Source organism: Aureibaculum algae, assembly GCF_006065315.1.
GTDB lineage: Bacteria > Bacteroidota > Bacteroidia > Flavobacteriales > Flavobacteriaceae > Aureibaculum > Aureibaculum algae.
Map to the genome: position 1 here is coordinate 3,184,894 of NZ_CP040749.1, position 21,513 is coordinate 3,206,406.

Consider the following 21,513-nt stretch of genomic DNA (forward strand, 5'->3'; position numbering starts at 1 on the left):
ATGTTTGAACACTTTTTTCAATGCCCTTATTGTTGGGAAGAAATATCAATGTTATTGGATAGATCCATAACAAACACAACCTATATTGAAGATTGTGAAGTGTGTTGTAGACCTATTGAAGTTCATGTACGTTTTGATACAGCATTAAATTTAGAAAGTTTTTCTGCGGTTGATATTGAACAATAAAGCTGTATAGAATTAAGTCAAGTAGAGCTACAGTTACAAAACTAAAAATAGTTGTTTTTTTATCTGAATTTTACTCATCCAACAATTCTAAGGTTACTAAATACGCACAATGATCAGATGCCACAGTATCTTGAATAACTTTAGTTTCTAGTACTCTCCATCTATTTTTAGGATAAAACAGTACGTAATCTATTTTTATAACTGGATTATCTGATGGATATGTATATTCAATATTATTTTTATCATAGGCCGCTGTCCATACTTTTTCTAATATGTTTATTGGTGTACTGTTGGGTTCTGCATTTAAATCTCCAGCTAAAATAGTTGGGTACTTATTCTTTGAAAATATTTCATTTATTTTTTCTACTTGTAATACCCTATCCCTTTCATCATTTAAATGGTCTAAATGAGTGCCAATAAAAGAAATAGTATCTTTAGTACTTAATGTAGTTGTTATCTCTAAGGCGGCTCTAGGTTCATGATCGTCATAATATGGCAATGCTATATTTCTAGTACTTAAAAAGCTAGTCTTAGACAGAATACCTTCACCATATTCACCATTGTCATAGTCCATTGCTTTTCCAAATAACGGGCTCAGTTTTGTTCGCCATCCTAACTCTGTTACTAAATCGTATTTTTTTGCTCTATTTGTCCTATTATCGACTTCTTGCATGGCCACAAAATCTGGGTTAGCATCTTTTATTACTTTAGCGATAAGGTCTAAGTTAAAATCACCTTTTGTTGTTGCTCCATGTAATATATTAAACGACAACACACGTACTATCTTTGTACTATCAACTTTCTGTTGAGACCAAGAAATGGTGCATGACACTATTAGTAATAGTATTGAAAATTTTAGTTTCATGTTTTTTATAAATAATTTATTTAGAATAATCCGTTTTGACCCCACCTCAATAAAATCCAAATACCTCATGCATTAAATTTCTTTTATTATTAAAACTCACTACCTCTTAACCCCAATTCAATATCCGCAATAATATCATTTACATCTTCAATTCCTACAGAGAAACGCAACAAATTATCTGAAATACCTATTTCCATTCGTTGTTCAGCAGTTAATAATCCATGCGAAGTTAGTGAAGGCAGTAATATAGTTGACTCTACCCCTGCTAAACTCATACTAGGCTTTATTAGTTTTAGGTTGTTCTGAAAAGTTACGGCATTATAATCCGATTTCAATTCAAAAGACAGCATACCTCCATAGCCATGCATTTGTTTTTTTGCAATGTCATGATTATGATGAGATTCTAATCCCGGATAATATACTTTTTCAACCGCTTTATGAATATCTAGATACTCGGCAATATACTGTGCATTTGAATTATGTCTATCTACACGAACGCCTAACGTTTTAATGCTTCTTTCTAATAAATAGGCAATAAAATCATTTAAATGTCCCCCTAAATTTTTGGCTTTATTCCAAATGATGTCCATATTTCGCTCTGAAGAAGCTACGGCACCTGCACTAATATCACTATGACCGCCTAAATACTTTGTAGCTGAATGTATAGAAACATCAATACCTAAATCTAATGGTGTTTGATTAATAGGTGAAGCGAAGGTATTATCAATCATTGTCATTATACCTTGACTTTTTGAAAGCCTAGCAACGCCTTCTATATCCGTAATACTTAACAACGGATTTGAAGGTGTTTCGATATAAATTATCTTGGTATTAGATTGAATTTTTTCTTCAAAATGATTGACTTCAATTCCCTCTGTAAAAGAATATTCAATTCCCATTTTATCAAACTCTTCAACTATTAAGTTAAACGTACCACCATAAATCTCATTTGCTAAAACGATATGATCTCCATGACTTAAAAAAGCAAATAGTGTTGTACTGATTGCGGCCATACCTGAGCCAAAAACCATACCTGCTTCTGCATGCTCTAAAGCTGCTATTTTATCAGCAACGGCTTTTTGATTAGGTGTATTAAAATATCTCGGATATCGCTTTACATCCACATCCATAAATGGATAGGAAGTTGTCATATAAATCGGTGAAATTGCTCCACCAAATTGCGTGTCTTTTACTTCTCCTGTGTGTGTGCAAATAGTATTTACACCTAGTTTTTTCGTTGTCATTTTTGTAAATTAAAAGAAGTGTAATTTACAAAAACTTATCCTAATATAAATATTTATGGAAAGACATCCGATACGAATTGTTTATTACTAATTATGAATAATTTGTATCAAGAAATTTTAGGAGATTCAACTTAAATCGCTTCTCGATATATTTTTAATTGTAGCTACCACAACATTAAAAACACTCGAAGATACGTTTTATTGTTGTTTTTCACTTACAATAAAACCAAGCAAGGAGCCTGCGTGATGCTATTAGAAATAATTAAGTTTTGGTATAAATATTTGTTAGGAGTATGAACCACTTCTTAATATATTTTTCATGTCGCTATCGCAACATTAAAAAAACTCGAAGTGACGTTATATTGTTGTTTTTCACTTACAATAAAACCAAGCCAATAACCTGCGTGATGCTATTAGAAATAATTAAGTTTTGGTATAAATCTTCGTTGGGAGTATGAACCACTTCTCGATACATTTTTTATGATGCTATCGCAACATTAAAAACACTCGAAGAGACGTTATATTATTGTTTATATGTAAAACCAATGATTGAGCTTCTTTCTATCCTTTAATCCATTTCACGATAACATCATCTGTTGGTAATGTTTTAGGATCAATAACTTTAGCTACGTGTCCACTTTCATCAATTAGGTATTTTTGAAAATTCCAAGAAACTTCAGAATCCTCCAAACCATTTTTGGCTTTTTCTGTTAAAAACTGATATAATGGGTGCATATCATCTCCTTTTACAGATATTTTAGACATCATTGGAAAAGATACGCCATAGTTTTGCTGACAAAATTCAGCTATTTCAGTATTTGTACCTGGTTCTTGTTTCCCAAAGTTATTTGCAGGAAAACCAACAATGACAAAGTTCTTATCTTTATACGCATCGTACAATTGTTGTAATTGTTCATATTGAGGTGTCAGTCCACACTTTGAAGCTGTATTTACCACTAATATTTTTTTCCCTTTTAAAGTTGAAAAATCAAAATCATCTTCCGTTAAGGTTTTTACTTTAAATTGATAAATATCTTCCATATTTTCCTGATTTACAGCCATTGCTGATTGATTGGCAATGGTATCTTTTTCTGAACTATTCGCTTTGGTATCTTTAGTAGTTTCTTTACAACTTACCAGCGTTAAAACCAATACTATTATCGCTAATTTTTTCACTTTTTTCAGAGTTTTATTATTTTTTTAAATCCCTCGATGAGGGTTTCTTGTAATATTTTTTATACTTAATATACGCTAAAATACTAATTATTGCAGAAACAATCAACCAACCCCAAATTTCATTAGGGATAGGTGCAGCATCTCCCGTGGCATACGAATGCAACCCGGATAATAAATGATTTACCCCCAAATAGGTCATTAAAATAGTAGTGTATGCAAATACGGCTACCATATTAAAAGTAAAACGACTTCTTAACCCTGGTACAATACGCATATGCAACACAAATGCATAGACCATGATACTTACCAAAGCCCATGTTTCTTTTGGATCCCAGCCCCAATAACGCCCCCAACTTTCATTGGCCCACATACCACCCAAAAAGTTACCGATGGTTAACATTATCAAACCTATAGTTATTGACATTTCATTAATTACAGTAATTTCTTTAATCGCTAAGTCTATCTTCCTTTTATTGTTCTTTGTAGTGATAGCAAATAAAACTAGAGAAATTAGTCCTAAAATCATACCAATGGTAAAAGGTCCATAACTGGCTACTATAATAGCCACGTGAATCATTAACCAATAGGAATCTAATACAGGAACTAAGGTACCAATGGAAGGATCCATCCAATTCCAGTGAGCGATCATTAAAATCATTGAAGTTACAAAAGTAGTAGCCGCAACAGTTAGTGCTGATTTTTTACCAAATAATAATCCGAAAAGCATGGTTGCCCAAGCGATATAAATCATTGATTCATAACCGTTACTCCAAGGTGCATGCCCAGAAATATACCAACGAATACCCAACCCAATTGTATGATAAATAAACAACCCTGCAATTATAAAAATACCGGCCTTTACTAATTTATTGACAAGTGTGGAGCCGTTGAAAATTTGAACCATTACTACAATAAACAAGAATAATGCCCCGTACATGTAATACATAAACAGACTCTTAAAAATGTCATATTTATTGTAAAAAATCTCTAATTCCACTTTCCGGTCAGAAGGCATTACTGCTCCACCAAACTTATGTTGGTATTTATGAATACTTTCTAAAAATTCATTGGCTTTAGAATAATCTTTTTTTGATGTCGCCAATTTTAAACTTCCTGAATATAACGGAATAATATTAGCTACATACAAAGAATCCGTTCCTGTAAACCCAGCTAATTTATGTTCTACATATGAAAACCATTTGTTGTTTTCTTCATTTTGTAATGGAAAAAATTTAAAAATACTTCCATTTATTATAGCCTGATATAATAGTGTAACCCTACCGTCAACATTCAATACACTTTCTTCAAATTTATTTTTAATCTTCTTTTTATAAGCTTTTTCAACTTCTTGACTTAATTTATACTCACCTCTATCGGTAAACATATCTGATAATCGTAAATATTCTTGATCTTCTGGAACACCTAGTATATCTCGTAATTTCGTATTTGCTGACTTTACATAAATAAAAGGAACCGACATCCAAATTCTAGGATTGGTAACCATAGAAACTGCCACTTGGTTAGCATTCATACCATTGTAAGTATCCTTTTTACTTACTTTTCTTAACAATTCAGAAGTAAAAGTATTTACGGGTTTCATTCTACCGTTTTCATCTTGAATAATTAGACTTCCAAATCTTTGTGCGTGCTCAACAGAAACTTTTTGTGCGGTTAATGTAGAATCTACCTGTACCTTAGACATGCCATGTTGAATATGACTTCCTTGTGCAAAAGTCAATCCGCTAAACATCAATATCAATATCGTCAGAGCCTCTTTTTTCTTTTTAATTTTATTCAACATTCTACGTAAATCTGCAAAACGTGAAGTCTTTGAAAACAATATCATAATCAGCCCCGTGTAAAGCAGTGAATACCCTAAATAAGTAACCCAAGTACCAACGGCATCATGATTTACAGACAGATGTGTTTCTTCATATTCATCAGTAATAGTATAACTAGATTGAAAAAATTTATACCCTTTATGAATTAAAATATTATTCATAAAAACTCTAAAATCAAAATTTTCACCATTATCCATTACAGTTACTTCACTAGCATATGATTTGGGACTATTAGACCCTGGATATCTATCCAATTGAAAATCGTTAAGTTTAATTGAAAAAGGCAATTGTAATTGTTTAGCTCCATAAGAAATTCTGAAGTTTAACCCATCCATAGAAAACATTTCAGGTGGTGTAGCGGCATACTTATAACCGTATAAATCGACTATTTTTTTATCGTTTTTGGTAACTACTTCTATGGTTAACTTATCGGCAGGGTGTTCCTCTTTATTTTCAGATGAAACTTCCACTAATTTACCTTTTATACCTTTTTCAGGAACTACAAATTGTAAACTACCTATGTTGTGCAACGCTCTTAAATTAAAAACTTGTACAGAGTCTTTTACAATAGTACCTGTTGCTTGGGTAGCCATAACCATATAATTACCCTCAAAAGGCGATTTAATTCTCAGTGTATCATTTTCTGTAAATATGTTTACAGCACCTTCTGTTTGATTTTCAAAAGCAACTAAGGCATTGTGAATATTAGCAACTTCACCCTTTTTGATATAATGATCGTGTCTTCCACCTCCACCCGACTCTACAAAGTGTAAAAACTCTTCGCCTGAGGTATCTTCTTCAAATTTCTCAAAGGCATTCGGTAGAAAACTAACATAATTAACCGTTACTGGTTTATCTCTAAAATCAGCTTTCAATGAAAAATTATTACCGCCTCTTAAAAAATTAAAAAATTTAGAAACCATCGGTATAAATCGCGTTTCTGACCCAATTTCTGGAGTAAAATAATAAAGTTTATTTATCTCTCTTGCTTCATTACCATCATCTACATGAACATTAAGCGTAGTTTTCTCTGACAGCATTAAATTAGTAGTTTCACCTTCTTGAATAGGCATAATAGCCTCATAACTTATATATCTTGTAATAGCGGCACCCACTATGATAACAATGAAAGCTAAGTGAAACATTAAAACGGAAATCTTCTCTTTGCGAAGTAATCTATATCTAAATATATTACCTATAAAATTACCTACAAAAATGAGCATGGTTAATTGAAACCACCACGAATTGTAAACTAAGGCTTTAGAAGCCTGGGTTCCATAATCATTTTCTATAAATGTTGCAATACCCATAGCGGCACCAAAGACAACAAATAAAATAGCAGTAAGACGGGTTGAGAAGAGAATATTGTATATTTTTTTCATACGTATATAAGATGCAAATAAACTCGGGCGAAGATACTTAATTTTGTGTGTAAATTACTACTTTTAACGTTTTATTGTGAACCGCAAAAATTCAAAATCAGGAGATGATTTCAGTAATTCTATTAGGAACGGGTAATCTTGCCAATCATCTAATCGATGCATTCTTACAAACAAAAAACGTTAATTTGGTACAGGTTTATGGTAGAAATGCCGCTGCTTTAGCAAAATTTAAAAAGACAGTTGATACTACTTCCAATTTAGCTCACCTTAAAGAGGCTGATATTTATATTATAGCGATATCTGACGATGCTATTGCTGAATTTTCAGAGCAATTATTGGTAAGAGATAAATTGGTGGTACATACTTCCGGAAGTGTTTCAATAGATGCCATAAAAACTTCTAATAGAGGTGTTTTTTATCCATTACAAACCTTTACGAAAGACAAACCTATTAATTTTACAGCCATTCCCATTTGTATTGAAACTAAACAAAAGGAAGATTTTAATCAGTTACAGCAACTGGCTTCGTTACTTTCTAATAATGTTTACACTATAGATTCAAACCAAAGAAAATATATTCATCTCGCTGCCGTTTTTACGAATAATTTTGTGAATTACATGTACAAAATTGGTAATGATATTTGTGATGAAAATAATATCCCTTTTGAAATTTTACATCCACTAATTTTAGAATCAGCAACTAAAATCAAAAATAATAAGCCTGTGTCTATTCAAACAGGACCTGCTGTTAGAAATGATAAAAAGACAATATCAAATCATTTAAAATTGCTAAAGGACGATGAAAAGGAAATTTACAACCTATTAACCCAATCAATACAAAACACTTATGGAAAAAAGTTATAAAGAAATAATGCCTCAAATTACTACTTTTATTTTTGATGTAGATGGCGTTTTAACAGATGGAAATGTAATGATATTCCCTGACGGCCAACTAATTAGATCAATGAATATAAAAGATGGTTATGCATTAAAAACAGCAGTTGATCAGGGGTTTAATGTCTGTATAATTTCGGGTGGCACCAACGAAGCCGTCAAATTACGATTGAAAGCTTTAGGTATTACCGACATCTTTTTAGGAGCACATCAAAAAGTAAAACAATTGAATGAATATCTAAATACCTACAATATTAAAGCTGAAAATGTATTATATATGGGGGATGATATTCCTGACCATCCTGTAATGGAAATTGTAGGTTTGCCTACATGCCCTAAAGATGCTGTTCCTGAAATTCAGAATATCTCACTGTATGTTTCACAAAAAAAAGGTGGTAATGGCTGTGTACGAGATGTAATTGAACAGGTTTTAAAAGTTCAGGATAAATGGCATACAAATTTTGATGCTAAGTTAGATTAGTCAAATATGACAACTGAGGAAAAACTCTTAAAAATACCTATTTTAAGTTGGTTCGTTAAACTTTTTTTAAAGATTAAGGTTCCAGGCTTAGAAGGCATGTCTTTATATAACGTTCTTGAAATGTACGTTTTAGGGATTGTTAGAGGTGCCTTAACAGCAAGAGCTGGTGGAATTGCTTTTAGTTTTTTCATGGCCTTATTTCCTTTTGCATTATTTATTTTAACTTTAATTCCTTACATCACGATAGAGGGTTTTCAGGCTGGTTTTATGGATTTTATCCATCAAGCATTACCTCCACAAACCTTTGAAGCTGTAGACTCCGTACTTAACGACATCATCAATAATAAATACAGTGGTTTATTGTCTTTTGGTTTTATTATGTCCATAATTCTAATGACCAATGGTATCAATGCTCTATTTGGTGGTTTTGAAGACAGTTACCATAAATTACAAACACGATCAATGATCAGGCAATTTTTGATATCTATGGCTATATCAATCGTATTGGCACTATTATTGCTCGTTACAGTTGCAGTCATTATTTACTTTGAAATTGCAATCAGTAGTTTTAAAGAGAAAGGATATGTTTCTGATGATTTATTTTGGATAGATATGGGTAGATATGTTATCGTTTTAGCCATGATATTAATAACAGTCGCATTATTTTACTTTTTTGGTACTAAAGAAGGAAGACAAATTTCTTTTTTTTCGCCAGGAGCTGTACTTACCACCTTATTAATTTTACTAAACTTTAATATTTTTGGAATTTACGTCAGGAAATTCGCACAATATAACGAGCTTTACGGAACTGTAGGTACCTTACTCGTGCTCATGCTATTTATTTGGCTTAATTCCATTATACTTTTATTAGGGTTTGAATTGAATGCCGCAATGATTGGATTAAAAAGAAATATAAAGGCCAATAATGAACAATAAGAATAAAATGAATAAGATAGTTTACATATTGTTAGTTTTATTTATTTACAACACAAATGGTATTGCACAAAATAAAAAGTCAATTGATTTAAATTGGCAAACCGATTTTGCTAAAGCAAAAAAATTGGCTTCATCTGAAAATAAAGGTATACTAATTTATTTTACTGGACATGACCGAACGGATTCTTGTCAGATGTTAAATGAAGATTTTTTCTATACCGAAAAATTCCAAAATATTGCTAAAAACCATCTAATTTTAGTTAGAGTAAATTCTGATTTGAGAAATAGTGCTGTTTCCAATGATCAAAAAAAGAAAAATACAGCTCTTAGTAAACAGTTTAATCAAAGTGTACATCCAACAGTTGTATTAACAGATGCAAATGGTAAACTTATAGGTAAGATTGAAAGTTATAATTATCTGCGAGATACGAGCAAGCATTATGCTTTGTTGGATAGGGCTATAGAAAATTAAAAAATAATCAATTCATTCTAGTATACTTTTTATAGACAGGCTTGTCTCCTTCTCTACTTTCATTATTTGCAGTACTTGTTAAAAGAATTGAGTTTTACGCCTAAGTAAATTTTATGTAATGGTGTTGTTTTAAACTTTCAACGCTACAAACTCATAAATACCGTTGAGCTTTAAATATGGTGATGCTTTAGTTATGATTATCATTGAATCAATATTACATCATCCAACCTAATTTGTTTCTTTCCCAATAGAGAAAGCAATCGTATTTAGATATGCTCAAATCAATTTGTTGGCTAATCATCAAAATATTTATTCTTTTTTTCATAAATTACGTACATTATCTTTATCTTTTTATCAACTAAAATAACAAAAAAAAAAATTATTAAAGGAAGAAAATGTTGATTACAGGTCTAATTTCTACATACATTTGCAATTGCTAATGTTTTATTTATTGAACAGATAACATTGAAAAATCACATTAATGTATAAAGTAAAATTTACTCCATACCGTGAAAGTTTAGGCAAAATAATGCTAAGACAAACAAAAGATGGTAAAGGAATATCTACTGATGGGCGTTATCAGTTTTATATTGATGAAGAAATTGAAGAACCGGATTTTTGGGTTGTACAAGGGAAAGGTGTAAGAGCAGGTGAAACCTACAAAGTAGCTCCAGAAAATACAATATTATTAACTACAGAACCTAAATCAGTTCTAGTCTATCCTAAAGGGTATATAAAACAATTTGGGACTGTATGTTCCTGTCAAGAGCAAACTAAACATAAAAATTTAGTTTTAGGCCCTGCCATACTTCCGTGGTTTGTTGGATTTAAAAAATTAAAAGATAATACACTTTCATATTCATTGACCTATAACGACTTATTAAACAATAAGTCGGTAAAGAAAACGAAACTCATCTCTGTGATAACAAGTAATAAGGCATTTACAAAAGGTCATCTTGAAAGAATTGAGTTTGTTGAGAAGTTAAAGGCATATTATGGAGATCAGATTGATGTATTTGGACATGGATTCAACGATTTTGATGATAAATGGGATGTTTTATCACCTTATAAATATCATATCGCCATAGAAAATTCATCAGAAAATTATTATTGGACTGAGAAAATCTCCGATTGTTTTTTAGCGGAAACATTCCCCATCTATTATGGTTGTAAAAACCTCTCTGACTATTTTAATAAAGAATCCTATCAAGCCATCGATATTCATGATTTTGATGCTTCAGTTGCCATTATTGATAAAATAATCAAGGAAGATACTTTTGAAAAAAAACAAGCCTACCTAAAAGACGCTAAGATTAAAGCAGTAACAGAGTATAATATGTTCGATTATGTGGCATCTTTATGCGACCAGATGGATGCGGAGCTACCAAAAGAAATGGTAACCATAAACAAATGTAATTCATCAGAAGATTATCATAATTTATACAACTACTTGATAAAGCATTCGCTGTTTAAATTGAAACAAAAAATTAAAGAAGTATTTAAAGGTAAATCTTTATTATATAAAAAGTAAAAAATCATTTTACTACATAAAAAAGCCGTCTCAATTAATTGAGACGGCTTTTAAAATTTATTAAGATTTAATGATTACTTTTTATCAGCATCCATTTTATCTTTTAAAGCTGCTAAAGCAGAAATATCTCCTAATGTAGATTTCTCTATATTATCGTCCATTTTCTTTTTAGTTGCTCTAACTGTTTTCTCTTCTTGCTCTCTAAAGTTAGCGGTATGAGAAACTACTAGTCTTCTATATTCTTTATTGAATTCTAAAACTTTAAAGTCAACTTTATCTCCTTTAACGATTTTAGATCCATCTTCTTTTTCCATGTGGCGTTGAGGCACAAATGCTTCAACATCATCATCTCCAAAAGAAACTAAAGCTCCTTTATCAGTTACAGAAGTTACTTCACCAGCATGAACAGAATCAATTGAGAACTTATCTTCATAAGCATCCCAAGGATTTTCAGTAGTTTGTTTATGACCTAAATTTAATTTACGTCCTTCTACATCTAATTCTAATACTTCAACTTCTAATTTATCACCAACTTTTACAAAATCAGATGGGTGTTTTACTTTAGTTGTCCAAGATAAATCAGAAATATAAACTAAACCGTCAATACCTTCTTCTAACTCAACAAACACACCAAAATTAGTGTAATTTCTTACCGTACCAGTATGTTTAGAACCTACAGGATATTTAGTAGTTACATCTGTCCAAGGATCTGGATGTAATTGTTTCATACCAAGAGACATTTTACGCTCTTCTCTATCTAGAGTTAAGATTACTGCTTCTACTTCATCACCTACTTTTACGAAATCTTGTGCAGAACGTAAATGTGTAGACCATGACATTTCAGAAACGTGAATTAATCCTTCAACACCTTGACTTACTTCAATAAATGCACCATAATCAGCAATAATAGCAACTTTACCTTTTACTTTATCACCAACTTTAAGTTCATTATCTAACGCTTCCCAAGGATGTTTCTGTAATTGTTTTAATCCTAATTGAATTCTAGATTTGTTATCATCAAAATCAAGGATTACTACATTTATTTTCTCATCTAATTCAAGTACTTCACTTGGGTGATTAATTCTACTCCAAGATAAATCTGTAATATGAACTAAACCATCAACACCACCTAAATCAACAAATACACCATAAGAAGTAATATTTTTAACAATACCTTCTAATACTTGTCCTTTTTCTAATTGGCCAATGATTTCTTTTTTCTGTTCAGCAAGATCAGCTTCAATTAATGCTTTGTGAGATACTACAACGTTTTTAAATTCGTGATTTACTTTAACCACTTTGAATTCCATTGTTTTATCAACATATTGATCGTAATCTCTAATTGGTTTAACATCAATTTGAGAACCTGGTAAGAATGCTTCGATTCCGAAAACATCTACAATCATACCACCTTTAGTTCTACATTTGATGTAACCATTAACCACTTCTTGAGTTTCATGTGCTGTATTAACACGTTCCCAAGCCTTGATTACTCTTGCTTTTTTGTGTGATAATACTAATTGACCAGTACTATCTTCACGCTTATCTACCAATACCTCAACAGTATCACCTACTGCTAAATTTGGGTTATATCTAAATTCGTTTAAAGAAATTACACCTTCTGATTTTGAATTGATATCAATAATCGCTTCTCTATCAGTCAATCTAATAACTTCTCCATCTATAACTTGACGCTCCTCAACAAAACCTACAGTTCCTTTAAGTGCTTTATCAAATTCTTCTAATTTTGATTCATCAACTGCTTCAATACCTTCTTCGTATTTATGCCAGTTAAAGTTATCTAAAAATTCTTGAGTGTTTGTTGGTTCCGGAGCAGGAGCTTCTGCTTTAACTTCTTCAGTTTTAGCAACAACTTCTTTTTCTTCTTTCTTTGGAGCCTCTTCCTTTACTTCTTCAACAACAGCTGCTTTCTCCTCTTTTTTAGGAGCCTCTTTAGCTGCTACTTCTTCTTTCGGAGCTTCAACTTCTTCTTTTGCATCTTCAGCGTATACTGCTTGTGCTCCAAATTCTTCAACTAAAATAGTATAGAAAATAGCTCTGTACTTATTTCTGTTTGAAGATCCTATTGTTTCAATAGCCTTTTGGATAGCTTCATCTAATTTTGGAGTATCTTCTAATCCTAATTTTTTAATTAAAAAATTCTTCTTTACAGTATCTAATTCTTTTGTGTCAGAACTTGATACTTTTTCAGCATCAACTTTGTAGATTGAAGGACCTAATCCTTTGGTTACACTTGCTAATAAATTAGTATCTAATTTTAAACCTAATTTGTTAACTTCTTCTGTGTATTGATCTATTTTTTCTTGTAGTTTAGACATATGGTCTAATAAATTTTGTATTTTACTGAAATTCAGATTTTTAACGACAACCTCAATAAAAGAGTTTATATTAATTTTTGTTTTCTAATTCCTTTCTAAATCTGTACTCGTAAAAAGGAGTGCAAAAGTATTGATTTTTTCTCAATCTAACAATAAGAATATCAAATAAATGCAAAGAAAAAACAGAGAATTTATTGTTTAGAGATTACCTATTGCAATTACCCTAAATATTGATGTTATTTTTATCATGATAAATATCATTTTTTTTATAGGTTTTAACTTCTAAATTTACCTTACAATTTTTAAAGTAGATACCATGAAAAATATACTTTACGCTACTGACTATTCAAAGTATTCTGTTACCGCGTTACAATATGCATATCAGTTAAGTACAAAAATGAATATCCAATTAAAGGTAATTCATGTGTTTCACTATCCATCCACATTATTAAATATTGTTGGAGATACTGAACCAGACTTTGGTGTAAACTATTTTGAAAAACACGCCTCCAAATTAGAACAATTTTGTATCGATAATTTAGGCTATGATTTAAAAAATATAACTGTTGAAGCTGTTGAAAATAAATCCGTTTTAAACGGAATTATCGAAAAAGCTCAAGAATTAGATTCAACATTTGTAGTTGTTGGTACCAAAGGTAATGGTACTATAAAGGATTTTATAATGGGTAATACCACTAAAAATTTGATAGAAAAAAGTTTGTTCCCTATACTATCAATACCTTACCAAAAAAGAATCTCAAAAATAAAAACGATAGTATATGCTACTGCCTTTGAAGAAGATGACATACATGCTATTTGTAAATTAACTGAAATTGCAGAACCTTTAAAATCAGAAATAAAAGTAGTACATGCTTCTTTAAAAAATGAATACCCTGGTGAGGTTCAAATGGCATGGTTTAAAGAAATGATTGCCAATAAAATAAAATATGAAAAAATTAACTTTGAAGTAATTTCTTCAGATGACGTTTTTAATTCATTGCGATTATATGCTGAAAAAAATGATGCTGATTTAATAGCGATGCTTGATCGTAAGAAAGGTGGATTTATAAAAAAATTATTAAATAAAGATACCGTATTGTTAATGAATGATTATGGTAAATATCCACTGATTAGTTTTAATGTTAGTAATTGTCTAAAACTAAATCTTTCTTGATTTAGAAATCAAAAGACTGATTTAGGTCATTTTATTTTAGTCACAATTAATGTTTATTTGAAAAAATAGTAATCATCATGAAAAATATACTTTTACCCACAGACTTTTCTGAAAATTCTAAAAATGCTATTAATTATGCCTTAGAATTATTTAATAATGAACCGTGTAAATTTTATATTTTAAATACCTATACGCCTATTATCTATAACTACGATTATCAAATGAGTAGCGGTGCTTATATAGGTAATGTAGTTGATGTTATAAGGAATAACTCTTTAGAGGCATTAAATGATCTTGAAAAATATGTAATTGAAAAATATAACAATCCCAAACACGAATTCGAATTAATCTCTTCATTTAGCACCCTTACCGATGAAATTGATTTGCTCGTAGCTCAAAAGAATTTGGATTTAATAATTATGGGTACAAAAGGAGCTTCTGGTGTTGAAGAAGTGCTTTTTGGCACAAATACCATTCATACCATAAAAAAAGTCAAATGCCCCGTGTTGGCAATACCTGATGGTTTTTTCTTTGAAAAACCAAAAGACATTCTTTTTCCTACGGACTATAAAATTGATTACTCGGCTAAACATTTAGATATTTTAGAAACAATTAGCAGTATATACAACTCTAAAGTGCATATACTGCATGTTTCTTTAAATAGAGATTTAAATGAAGAAGAAAACACACATAAAAATAAATTAGATAATTTATTAAATTCAATACATAAAGAATTTTATTCTGTAAAAGATCAAGAAATTCCACAAGCAATTAATGAATTTCAGAAATCTACTTATGTCCACATGTTAATGATGATTAAAAATAAACATACTTTTTTAGAAAACTTATTTTTTAAGAAAGTGATCAATCAAATTGGATTTCATTTAACGGTTCCGTTCTTGGTTGTTCCTTCTAATTTTTAATTTAAACAACATGAAAAACATATTAATACCGATCGACTTTTCTAAAAATTCACAAAGTGCCGTACAATACGCATTAATGCTTTATAAAAATGAGGTATGTACTTTTTACTTTTTACATTCTACTAATTTTATCAACTCTACTTCTAGAACATATATAACACCACATTATGTTGAGGAATCATATAAAAAAGGGTTGAAAAAAATGCAAGAATTAGAATTAAAAACTAAACGGGAAAATGCAAATACAAAACATGATTATAAGAATATTATAAGCAATGACAAATTACATACCGCCATTGATAAAGCCATTAAACAAAATGATATTGAGCTCATAATAATGGGTACTAAAGGATGTACTGCAGCTGTTGAATTCTTTGCGGGCAGTAATACCGTTGAAGTCATTAATAAAGTAAAAAATTGTCCTATTTTAGTTATTCCAGAAGAATATAGTTTTGTTGCTCCAAAACAAATTGGTTTTCCAACAGATTATAACCGGAAGTATACGGATAGAGAATTGGAGACACTTAAAAACATGACCACGTTATATAATTCTGAAATAAGAATTGTACATATCAATGTCGAAAAAAGTTTAACGCTTGCTCAAAAGCATAATATAGAAAGACTAGAGAAATATTTAGCCGACCAGAAATACAATTTTCATTACATTGATGACAATTCAAAAAAATCAGAAAACATAATTATGTTTATCAAAGATTATAAGATAGACATGCTTGCCATGGTAAATTATGAACATGGTCCTATTGAGAATGTACTAAAGGAACCTGTGATAAAAAAATTAGCTTTTCATCCTAGAATTCCACTTTTAGTAATACCTGAATAATATATTCAAAAACAACGTATTATTTGTTAAAATACTGATTACAATTTGTTCAATTAAAATTAGTACTAATGAAAAATATTTTAATACCTACCGACTTTTCTGATAATGCCTGGGATGCATTACTCTATGCCATTAGATTGTACGATGCTGTTCCTGCCCATTTTTATATTTTACATACCTACCAAGCGGGTACTTCTAGAACTAGTAACCGAATGTCTAAGTATAGAGATACGCATCTTCATAGGGTATTAAAAGATGAATCAGAAAAAGGACTGAAAAAAATTCAACGTTATTTAGATGAAAATTTATTAAATGACGATCACAAATACCAAACAATTTCTCAAGCTGGTGATTTAGTTTTTCAAATTAAACAAGTTGTTACAAATTACAATATTGATATCATTGTTATGGGCACTACTGGTGCTACTGGTGCTAAGGAGATTTTTATGGGAAGTAATGCCGTTAGCGTTATTAATCATATAGAACTTTGCCCCGTATTAACGGTGCCAAAAGATTATGAATTTACAGAATTAAAAAATATCATTTTTGCCACGGATTTAAAAAGAAGATTCTACTCCATTGAGCTATTTTCTTTAATTGAATTGCAAACGATTCATGAAAGTAATATCTGTTTATTGAATGTCAAGGAAGGTGATGATTTAGATAAAACGAAACTTCATAATTTAAAAGATATCAAAGCATTATTCAAGGATGGTACCGTTTCTTTTGAACAAACCGAATTAGATGGTAAAGTTGCAAAATCAATAATGAATTTCAGCAAAAACCACAATTCTGATTTAGTTTGCTTAGTAAATTCTGAAAAAAAATTCCTTAAAAAATTAATTGAGGAAGCTGTCATAAAAAAAGTAAGCTTTCACAGTGCAATACCTCTATTAGTAATACCTATTTAGTGTGGTTTAAGCTTCTTTAAAACTAATTATAGAGCATTAGCAAAACTTAATCATATTATTTTAATAGGTGCTTTTGTGTAAATTTAACGCACGATACTTAACCAATTCATGTCGTACCAAACTGATTAATATCATTTCAGTCATAAAATTATAGTGTTATTTTTAAAAAACTAAATGTAGCACTATTATGAAAAAAATAATCAGTATACTACTTGGGTTTATACTAGTAAGCTGTTCTTCGGCTGAACTCGTTAACAATTGGAAAAATCCGGATATTGACTCTTTCGCACCTGCCAAAATATTAATAATAGGAATGACTTCTAATGACGAAGCTAGACAAAAATTTGAAGAAAAATTAAAACAAAAATATCAATCGAGAGGTGTTGAAGCGGTGACAAGTTACGAGCTATTTGATGAATCTCTTATGAGCTACAGAAGATCTGAAGATGACTTAATTATGCTAGAAGATAGCCTAATAAAAGATGGGTTTGACAGCGTTTTGTTAACCAAAGTTGCTGGTGTAGAAGACCGTACCGCATTTTTCAATAAATTTGATAAAGACACAAACTATGGTTTTAAATATGATTATTACAATAATCAAGAAATATATTTTAATAGAAATTATTATGATGAATATAAAGTATATCATGTAGAAACCTCATTGTATTGTATTTGTAAAACAGAAGAAAGAACGCTCATTTGGAAAGGTTATATTGATATAATTGACCCTAATTCCATAAATGAAACGGTAAAAGATTATATTAATTTAGTATTGTTTGTATTAGAAGAACAAAACTTAATACAAAAAAATGAATAACTAGATTTAAGACGATAAGTCTCTATAGTTCACCTATGATATTATAAATTGTAATTCTACTACCAACCTTATAATTTAACGCTGTAGTATTTTCTAATTGTCTTTATTATTCTCTTTCAGTTTCTTCTTCTCCAATTTTTTGAAATAACCTCTGAATAAAAAATTATGCTTTAACGCTTCTAAATTTTCATTTAAAAGGGTACTTCCATCCTTTAGGTTCATCATAGTACTATCTATATTCTTAACAAAAACAGTATCATTAATCATATAATTGAGTGCTCCATCACCTGATTTTATCCCTATAACCACATTATTTATATTAGTAAGTACTGAATCTATTTTACTACTAGAGTAATCAAGGTTTTGAATGATAGATTTCATTTTTTTTGCTGATATAGAATCACTCAATAAGACAGCCGCCACACTCTCATTATAATTTACAGAATTAATAATTTTATTAAGTTTATCTATAGTTTCTGAAGCACTAATACTGGCGGATTTTAATGTTAAAAAAGTCTCTTTTATGTTTAACGCCAAGCTTTCATCATTGATTAGCATCCCTAGGGTCCCTTTTCCTTGATTAACTTCGGTGGTTATTTTTAGTAAATCTGATGTTAGTAGTGCTGCGTTTTCATTGGTAGTATTTAAAGTTGACATCATATCACTGGTTGAAATTTTGCTAAATGATTTAATCGTATCTCCAGACATTAATGCTTCCGAACTTTCTTTTACGGGAACAATGTTAATAATCATACTACCCACCAAACCGTCAGAACTAATCGCTGCCAATGCGTTCTTTTTTAAATGTTGTAAAATTTTATCTTCAACAATCATGTCTACACAAATTGTAGTGTCATTAATCATTTCGATACTTTTTACGGTACCAACATTAATACCCGAATATCTAACATTATTACCTAATTGTAAGCCGTTCACATTATTAAACACGGCACTTATTTTAAATGTTTTACCAAAAATATTTTGTTTATTCCCTATAAAATAAAGAGCAATTATTAATAATAGTGTACTCACAATTATAAATAAACCCAATTTAAATTTCTGTGTTTTCGTTTGTTGCATAGCTTCATTATTTAAAAAATGCTTTAATATTTTTATCCGTTGATAATGCCAATTCTGCAAAACTACCTTCAGCATAATTTACACCATCAATTAGCAGAATCATTCTGTTCGCAATTACTCGAGCACAATCAACATCGTGCGTTATTATTAACGATGAAGCTCCATATTTTTCCTGAATATCTCTCATCAATTGAATAATTTCTTTTGAGGTTATCGGATCTAATCCCGTCGTTGGTTCATCATAAATTATAATTTTAGGTTTTAGAATAATAGCTCTTGCTAAAGCAACTCTACGTTTCATACCTCCAGAGAGTTCTTCGGGCATTAAATCCATTACATGAGCTAAACCAACACTATCTAATGCTTCTAATACTAAAGCATCTTTTTGCTTAAACTTTTCTTTGTTTTTACGTAGCGGAAACTCTAAATTTTCGCGTACCGTCATAGAATCATAAAGAGCACTACCTTGAAAAAGAAACCCTATTTGTGATCTTAAGTCATTTAATTGATTCTGTGTGAGTTTAGACAGATCATGGCCCATAATTTCAATAAGACCACTATCATGCATTAACAAGCCCATTAAACATTTAATCATTACTGATTTACCAGAACCTGATTTTCCCATAATCACTAAACTTTCACCTTTGTATAACTCTAAAGAAAATCCATTAAGCACATGGTTATCTCCAAAACTTTTTTTCAAGTCTACTATTTTTAAAACGGGTTCTCTGTTGTTTGTTTTTTCCATATTTAAACTTCAAAAAATATATCAACAATAAAAACAGCTATAAAGTCTATTACAAAAAGGAGCATAGAAGTATAAACTACAGCTGAATTAGAAGCTTCGCCAACACCAACAGTTCCTTTTTTACAATAATACCCCTTAAATGTACCGACCAAACCAATGGCAAAACCAAAGAAAAATGTTTTGATAGTTGCTGGAATAACATCAGAAAATTCTAGTGCATTTGTCACTTTATTAAAATAAAGTAAAAATGATACTTCTCCTTTTAGGTTCTCTACTATTGCGGAGCCAACTAAAGCAATGGCATCACCAAAAATAATAAGTAAAGGAAGCATAAGTGTAGCAGCTAAAATACGTGTTACCACTAAATACTTAAAGGGATTTGTACCCGAAACCTCCATGGCATCAATTTGTTCTGTCACTCTCATAGAGCCTAGTTCAGCACCAATACCAGAGCCAATTCTTCCTGCACAAATTAGTGCAATAATAACAGGTCCTATTTCTCTCACTATAGAAATACTGACCATGGAGGGCATCCAAGATTCAGCTCCAAATTCCATTAAAGTGGGGCGTGATTGCAGTGTAAAAACCAAGCCTAATATAAATCCCGTTACACCCACCAATAACAACGAACGGTTACCCATATTATAACATTGGCGTAACAATTCTTTAAATTCAAAAGGTCTCGTGAAGACTTCTTTAAAAAAGCGACCTGCAAAATATGCCAGGTCACCTATTTCTTCAAAAAAAGATTTAAATTTCGTCGCTAATTGTGTTGATTTGGATTTCATATCAATACAAATTTACCACTGATATTTATGTAATAAAATGATTTAGATCATTTATAATCATTGAGGTTATTAGTCCTTTCTTTAATAAAATAGTCAACAAGACAGAACTTATCTAAAGGATAAGGCTAAATTTTTCTTTTACTTTATTCACCACTTTCTTGACCATCAGTTCTTCTATAATTAAAATTTCAGAAATTTCACTCACACTTTGATTTGCAAAAACATACAACTCAATAATGGCTTTACTTCTTGGTGGCATCTTAAAAAATAGGCTTCCTAATAATTTTCGTTTTTTAGCAGATTGTAATGTCAAATCTTCTAAATTTAGTTTACTGGTAATTAGTTTTTCTATGGATTGATCTAAGATAATATGTTTAGGCTTAAAATCATTTTGATGGTAAGAAATATCATCTAATTCCTCATACAAAATAAAATCACCATCGCCATCAGTAGTATACCTTTCATCCATGGTTTGCAATTCTTCTTTTAATATTTCACCAATATTGATATTATTTTCAAATTGGTGACCTAATATGGTTATTTCATCAATTTTTTCAACACTTTTTTCAAAAAGCATTCTTCTTAAATCCTTTTTGGCAATTTTATTATTGAAATTTTCAAATACGTCAAGGTATACATCATCTAAAATATCATTAGGATTAAAAAAATTCTTATCTATTACCCCTAAATCCTCCGCAATATTTAGCTTTCTTGCTATAAAATCTTTAAGACTAGGTATAAAGCTTGAAACTTTTATATAAAAATGTTTAAAATTATTCTCTAATCTTAATTGTTGTAATTCTTTAGTAATCATGATTCGGAAATTTAGATAGTTAGAATTATATATATGTTAAAGCATGCACGTAAAATAAATCAAAATTGACT

At 30.4% G+C, this 21,513-nt stretch carries 20 protein-coding genes; 11 read left to right on the forward strand and 9 right to left on the reverse strand.

From position 1 onward, the window contains the following. On the forward strand, positions 1-186 hold the full coding sequence (locus FF125_RS13305) for a CPXCG motif-containing cysteine-rich protein (RefSeq protein WP_138950226.1): 186 nt from the start codon (positions 1-3) through the stop codon (positions 184-186). A 70-nt stretch (positions 187-256) separates the two neighbouring features. Here FF125_RS13305 and FF125_RS13310 read toward each other — a convergent pair whose 3' ends face one another. The 4 genes from FF125_RS13310 to ccsA all read right to left on the reverse strand — a co-directional run bounded on the left by FF125_RS13310 (position 257) and on the right by ccsA (position 6,694). Beyond that, complete coding sequence (locus tag FF125_RS13310) at positions 257-1,051, reverse strand: endonuclease/exonuclease/phosphatase family protein (RefSeq protein ID WP_138950227.1); 795 nt, start codon at positions 1,049-1,051, stop codon at positions 257-259. Positions 1,052-1,140: 89 nt separating this feature from the next. Continuing rightward, a complete protein-coding gene (locus tag FF125_RS13315) occupies positions 1,141-2,295 on the reverse strand; it encodes a trans-sulfuration enzyme family protein (RefSeq protein WP_138950228.1) in 1,155 nt (384 codons plus the stop codon). 561 nt (positions 2,296-2,856) lie between these two features. Further along, positions 2,857-3,471 carry a glutathione peroxidase gene (locus FF125_RS13320; RefSeq protein ID WP_394344103.1) on the reverse strand — a complete coding sequence of 205 codons (615 nt, stop codon included), beginning with the start codon at positions 3,469-3,471 and terminating at the stop codon, positions 2,857-2,859. 16 nt (positions 3,472-3,487) lie between these two features. Beyond that, positions 3,488-6,694, reverse strand: coding sequence for a cytochrome c biogenesis protein CcsA (ccsA, locus tag FF125_RS13325; protein ID WP_138950229.1), 3,207 nt, complete (start codon positions 6,692-6,694; stop codon positions 3,488-3,490). A 104-nt stretch (positions 6,695-6,798) separates the two neighbouring features. Here ccsA and FF125_RS13330 point away from each other — a divergent pair, with 104 nt between their 5' ends. The 5 genes from FF125_RS13330 to FF125_RS13350 all read left to right on the forward strand — a co-directional run bounded on the left by FF125_RS13330 (position 6,799) and on the right by FF125_RS13350 (position 11,007). Continuing rightward, complete coding sequence (locus FF125_RS13330; protein ID WP_138950230.1) at positions 6,799-7,557, forward strand: Rossmann-like and DUF2520 domain-containing protein; 759 nt, start codon at positions 6,799-6,801, stop codon at positions 7,555-7,557. Then, positions 7,541-8,068 carry a KdsC family phosphatase gene (locus FF125_RS13335; RefSeq protein WP_138950231.1) on the forward strand — a complete coding sequence of 176 codons (528 nt, stop codon included), beginning with the start codon at positions 7,541-7,543 and terminating at the stop codon, positions 8,066-8,068. Before FF125_RS13330 ends, FF125_RS13335 begins: the two co-directional genes overlap by 17 nt. Before the next feature lie 6 nt (positions 8,069-8,074). After that, complete coding sequence (locus FF125_RS13340; protein ID WP_138950232.1) at positions 8,075-9,004, forward strand: YihY/virulence factor BrkB family protein; 930 nt, start codon at positions 8,075-8,077, stop codon at positions 9,002-9,004. 7 nt (positions 9,005-9,011) lie between these two features. Next, entirely contained in the window at positions 9,012-9,476 is a 465-nt protein-coding gene (locus FF125_RS13345; RefSeq protein WP_175418927.1) for a thioredoxin family protein, read from the forward strand. A 481-nt stretch (positions 9,477-9,957) separates the two neighbouring features. Further along, on the forward strand, positions 9,958-11,007 hold the full coding sequence (locus FF125_RS13350) for a glycosyltransferase family 10 domain-containing protein (RefSeq protein WP_138950234.1): 1,050 nt from the start codon (positions 9,958-9,960) through the stop codon (positions 11,005-11,007). A gap of 74 nt (positions 11,008-11,081) precedes the next feature. On the opposite strand, the gene rpsA is transcribed toward FF125_RS13350, so the two are convergent. Then, complete coding sequence (gene rpsA / locus FF125_RS13355; protein ID WP_250629583.1) at positions 11,082-13,346, reverse strand: 30S ribosomal protein S1; 2,265 nt, start codon at positions 13,344-13,346, stop codon at positions 11,082-11,084. Between the two features lie 316 nt (positions 13,347-13,662). On the opposite strand from rpsA, the gene FF125_RS13360 reads away from it, so the two are divergent. The 5 genes from FF125_RS13360 (at position 13,663) to FF125_RS13380 (ending at position 18,012) form a co-directional block, all read left to right on the forward strand. Further along, positions 13,663-14,520, forward strand: a complete 858-nt coding sequence (locus tag FF125_RS13360) for a universal stress protein (RefSeq protein WP_138950235.1) — start codon at positions 13,663-13,665, stop codon at positions 14,518-14,520. Positions 14,521-14,597: 77 nt separating this feature from the next. Continuing rightward, entirely contained in the window at positions 14,598-15,443 is an 846-nt protein-coding gene (locus FF125_RS13365) for a universal stress protein (protein ID WP_138950236.1), read from the forward strand. A gap of 10 nt (positions 15,444-15,453) precedes the next feature. Then, positions 15,454-16,284: a universal stress protein gene (locus tag FF125_RS13370; protein ID WP_138950237.1), complete on the forward strand. Its 831-nt coding sequence runs from the start codon at positions 15,454-15,456 to the stop codon at positions 16,282-16,284. 68 nt (positions 16,285-16,352) lie between these two features. Continuing rightward, positions 16,353-17,195, forward strand: a complete 843-nt coding sequence (locus FF125_RS13375; RefSeq protein WP_138950238.1) for a universal stress protein — start codon at positions 16,353-16,355, stop codon at positions 17,193-17,195. Positions 17,196-17,382: 187 nt separating this feature from the next. After that, positions 17,383-18,012 carry a hypothetical protein gene (locus tag FF125_RS13380; protein ID WP_138950239.1) on the forward strand — a complete coding sequence of 210 codons (630 nt, stop codon included), beginning with the start codon at positions 17,383-17,385 and terminating at the stop codon, positions 18,010-18,012. A gap of 93 nt (positions 18,013-18,105) precedes the next feature. Here the strand turns inward: FF125_RS13380 and FF125_RS13385 are convergent, their stop codons facing one another. The 4 genes from FF125_RS13385 to FF125_RS13400 all read right to left on the reverse strand — a co-directional run bounded on the left by FF125_RS13385 (position 18,106) and on the right by FF125_RS13400 (position 21,442). Beyond that, the gene (locus tag FF125_RS13385) at positions 18,106-19,092 is read right to left on the reverse strand and encodes an MlaD family protein (protein WP_138950240.1); all 987 of its coding nucleotides are present in this window, start codon (positions 19,090-19,092) and stop codon (positions 18,106-18,108) included. 7 nt (positions 19,093-19,099) lie between these two features. Next, positions 19,100-19,840, reverse strand: a complete 741-nt coding sequence (locus FF125_RS13390) for an ABC transporter ATP-binding protein (RefSeq protein WP_138950241.1) — start codon at positions 19,838-19,840, stop codon at positions 19,100-19,102. A 2-nt stretch (positions 19,841-19,842) separates the two neighbouring features. After that, positions 19,843-20,628 carry an MlaE family ABC transporter permease gene (locus FF125_RS13395; RefSeq protein ID WP_138950242.1) on the reverse strand — a complete coding sequence of 262 codons (786 nt, stop codon included), beginning with the start codon at positions 20,626-20,628 and terminating at the stop codon, positions 19,843-19,845. 112 nt (positions 20,629-20,740) lie between these two features. Next, positions 20,741-21,442: a hypothetical protein gene (locus FF125_RS13400; protein WP_138950243.1), complete on the reverse strand. Its 702-nt coding sequence runs from the start codon at positions 21,440-21,442 to the stop codon at positions 20,741-20,743. Positions 21,443-21,513: the final 71 nt, after the last annotated feature.

What these genes read in the sequence shown, in the direction of transcription:
- FF125_RS13305 (WP_138950226.1), top strand. Translation starts at nt 1, where the DNA reads ATGTTTGAACACTTTTTTCAATGCCCTTATTGTTGGGAAGAAATATCA.
- FF125_RS13310 (WP_138950227.1), bottom strand. Translation starts at nt 1,051, where the DNA reads ATGAAACTAAAATTTTCAATACTATTACTAATAGTGTCATGCACCATT.
- FF125_RS13315 (WP_138950228.1), bottom strand. Translation starts at nt 2,295, where the DNA reads ATGACAACGAAAAAACTAGGTGTAAATACTATTTGCACACACACAGGA.
- ccsA (WP_138950229.1), bottom strand. Translation starts at nt 6,694, where the DNA reads ATGAAAAAAATATACAATATTCTCTTCTCAACCCGTCTTACTGCTATT.
- FF125_RS13330 (WP_138950230.1), top strand. Translation starts at nt 6,799, where the DNA reads ATGATTTCAGTAATTCTATTAGGAACGGGTAATCTTGCCAATCATCTA.
- FF125_RS13335 (WP_138950231.1), top strand. Translation starts at nt 7,541, where the DNA reads ATGGAAAAAAGTTATAAAGAAATAATGCCTCAAATTACTACTTTTATT.
- FF125_RS13340 (WP_138950232.1), top strand. Translation starts at nt 8,075, where the DNA reads ATGACAACTGAGGAAAAACTCTTAAAAATACCTATTTTAAGTTGGTTC.
- FF125_RS13345 (WP_175418927.1), top strand. Translation starts at nt 9,012, where the DNA reads ATGAATAAGATAGTTTACATATTGTTAGTTTTATTTATTTACAACACA.
- FF125_RS13350 (WP_138950234.1), top strand. Translation starts at nt 9,958, where the DNA reads ATGTATAAAGTAAAATTTACTCCATACCGTGAAAGTTTAGGCAAAATA.
- rpsA (WP_250629583.1), bottom strand. Translation starts at nt 13,346, where the DNA reads ATGTCTAAACTACAAGAAAAAATAGATCAATACACAGAAGAAGTTAAC.
- FF125_RS13360 (WP_138950235.1), top strand. Translation starts at nt 13,663, where the DNA reads ATGAAAAATATACTTTACGCTACTGACTATTCAAAGTATTCTGTTACC.
- FF125_RS13365 (WP_138950236.1), top strand. Translation starts at nt 14,598, where the DNA reads ATGAAAAATATACTTTTACCCACAGACTTTTCTGAAAATTCTAAAAAT.
- FF125_RS13370 (WP_138950237.1), top strand. Translation starts at nt 15,454, where the DNA reads ATGAAAAACATATTAATACCGATCGACTTTTCTAAAAATTCACAAAGT.
- FF125_RS13375 (WP_138950238.1), top strand. Translation starts at nt 16,353, where the DNA reads ATGAAAAATATTTTAATACCTACCGACTTTTCTGATAATGCCTGGGAT.
- FF125_RS13380 (WP_138950239.1), top strand. Translation starts at nt 17,383, where the DNA reads ATGAAAAAAATAATCAGTATACTACTTGGGTTTATACTAGTAAGCTGT.
- FF125_RS13385 (WP_138950240.1), bottom strand. Translation starts at nt 19,092, where the DNA reads ATGCAACAAACGAAAACACAGAAATTTAAATTGGGTTTATTTATAATT.
- FF125_RS13390 (WP_138950241.1), bottom strand. Translation starts at nt 19,840, where the DNA reads ATGGAAAAAACAAACAACAGAGAACCCGTTTTAAAAATAGTAGACTTG.
- FF125_RS13395 (WP_138950242.1), bottom strand. Translation starts at nt 20,628, where the DNA reads ATGAAATCCAAATCAACACAATTAGCGACGAAATTTAAATCTTTTTTT.
- FF125_RS13400 (WP_138950243.1), bottom strand. Translation starts at nt 21,442, where the DNA reads ATGATTACTAAAGAATTACAACAATTAAGATTAGAGAATAATTTTAAA.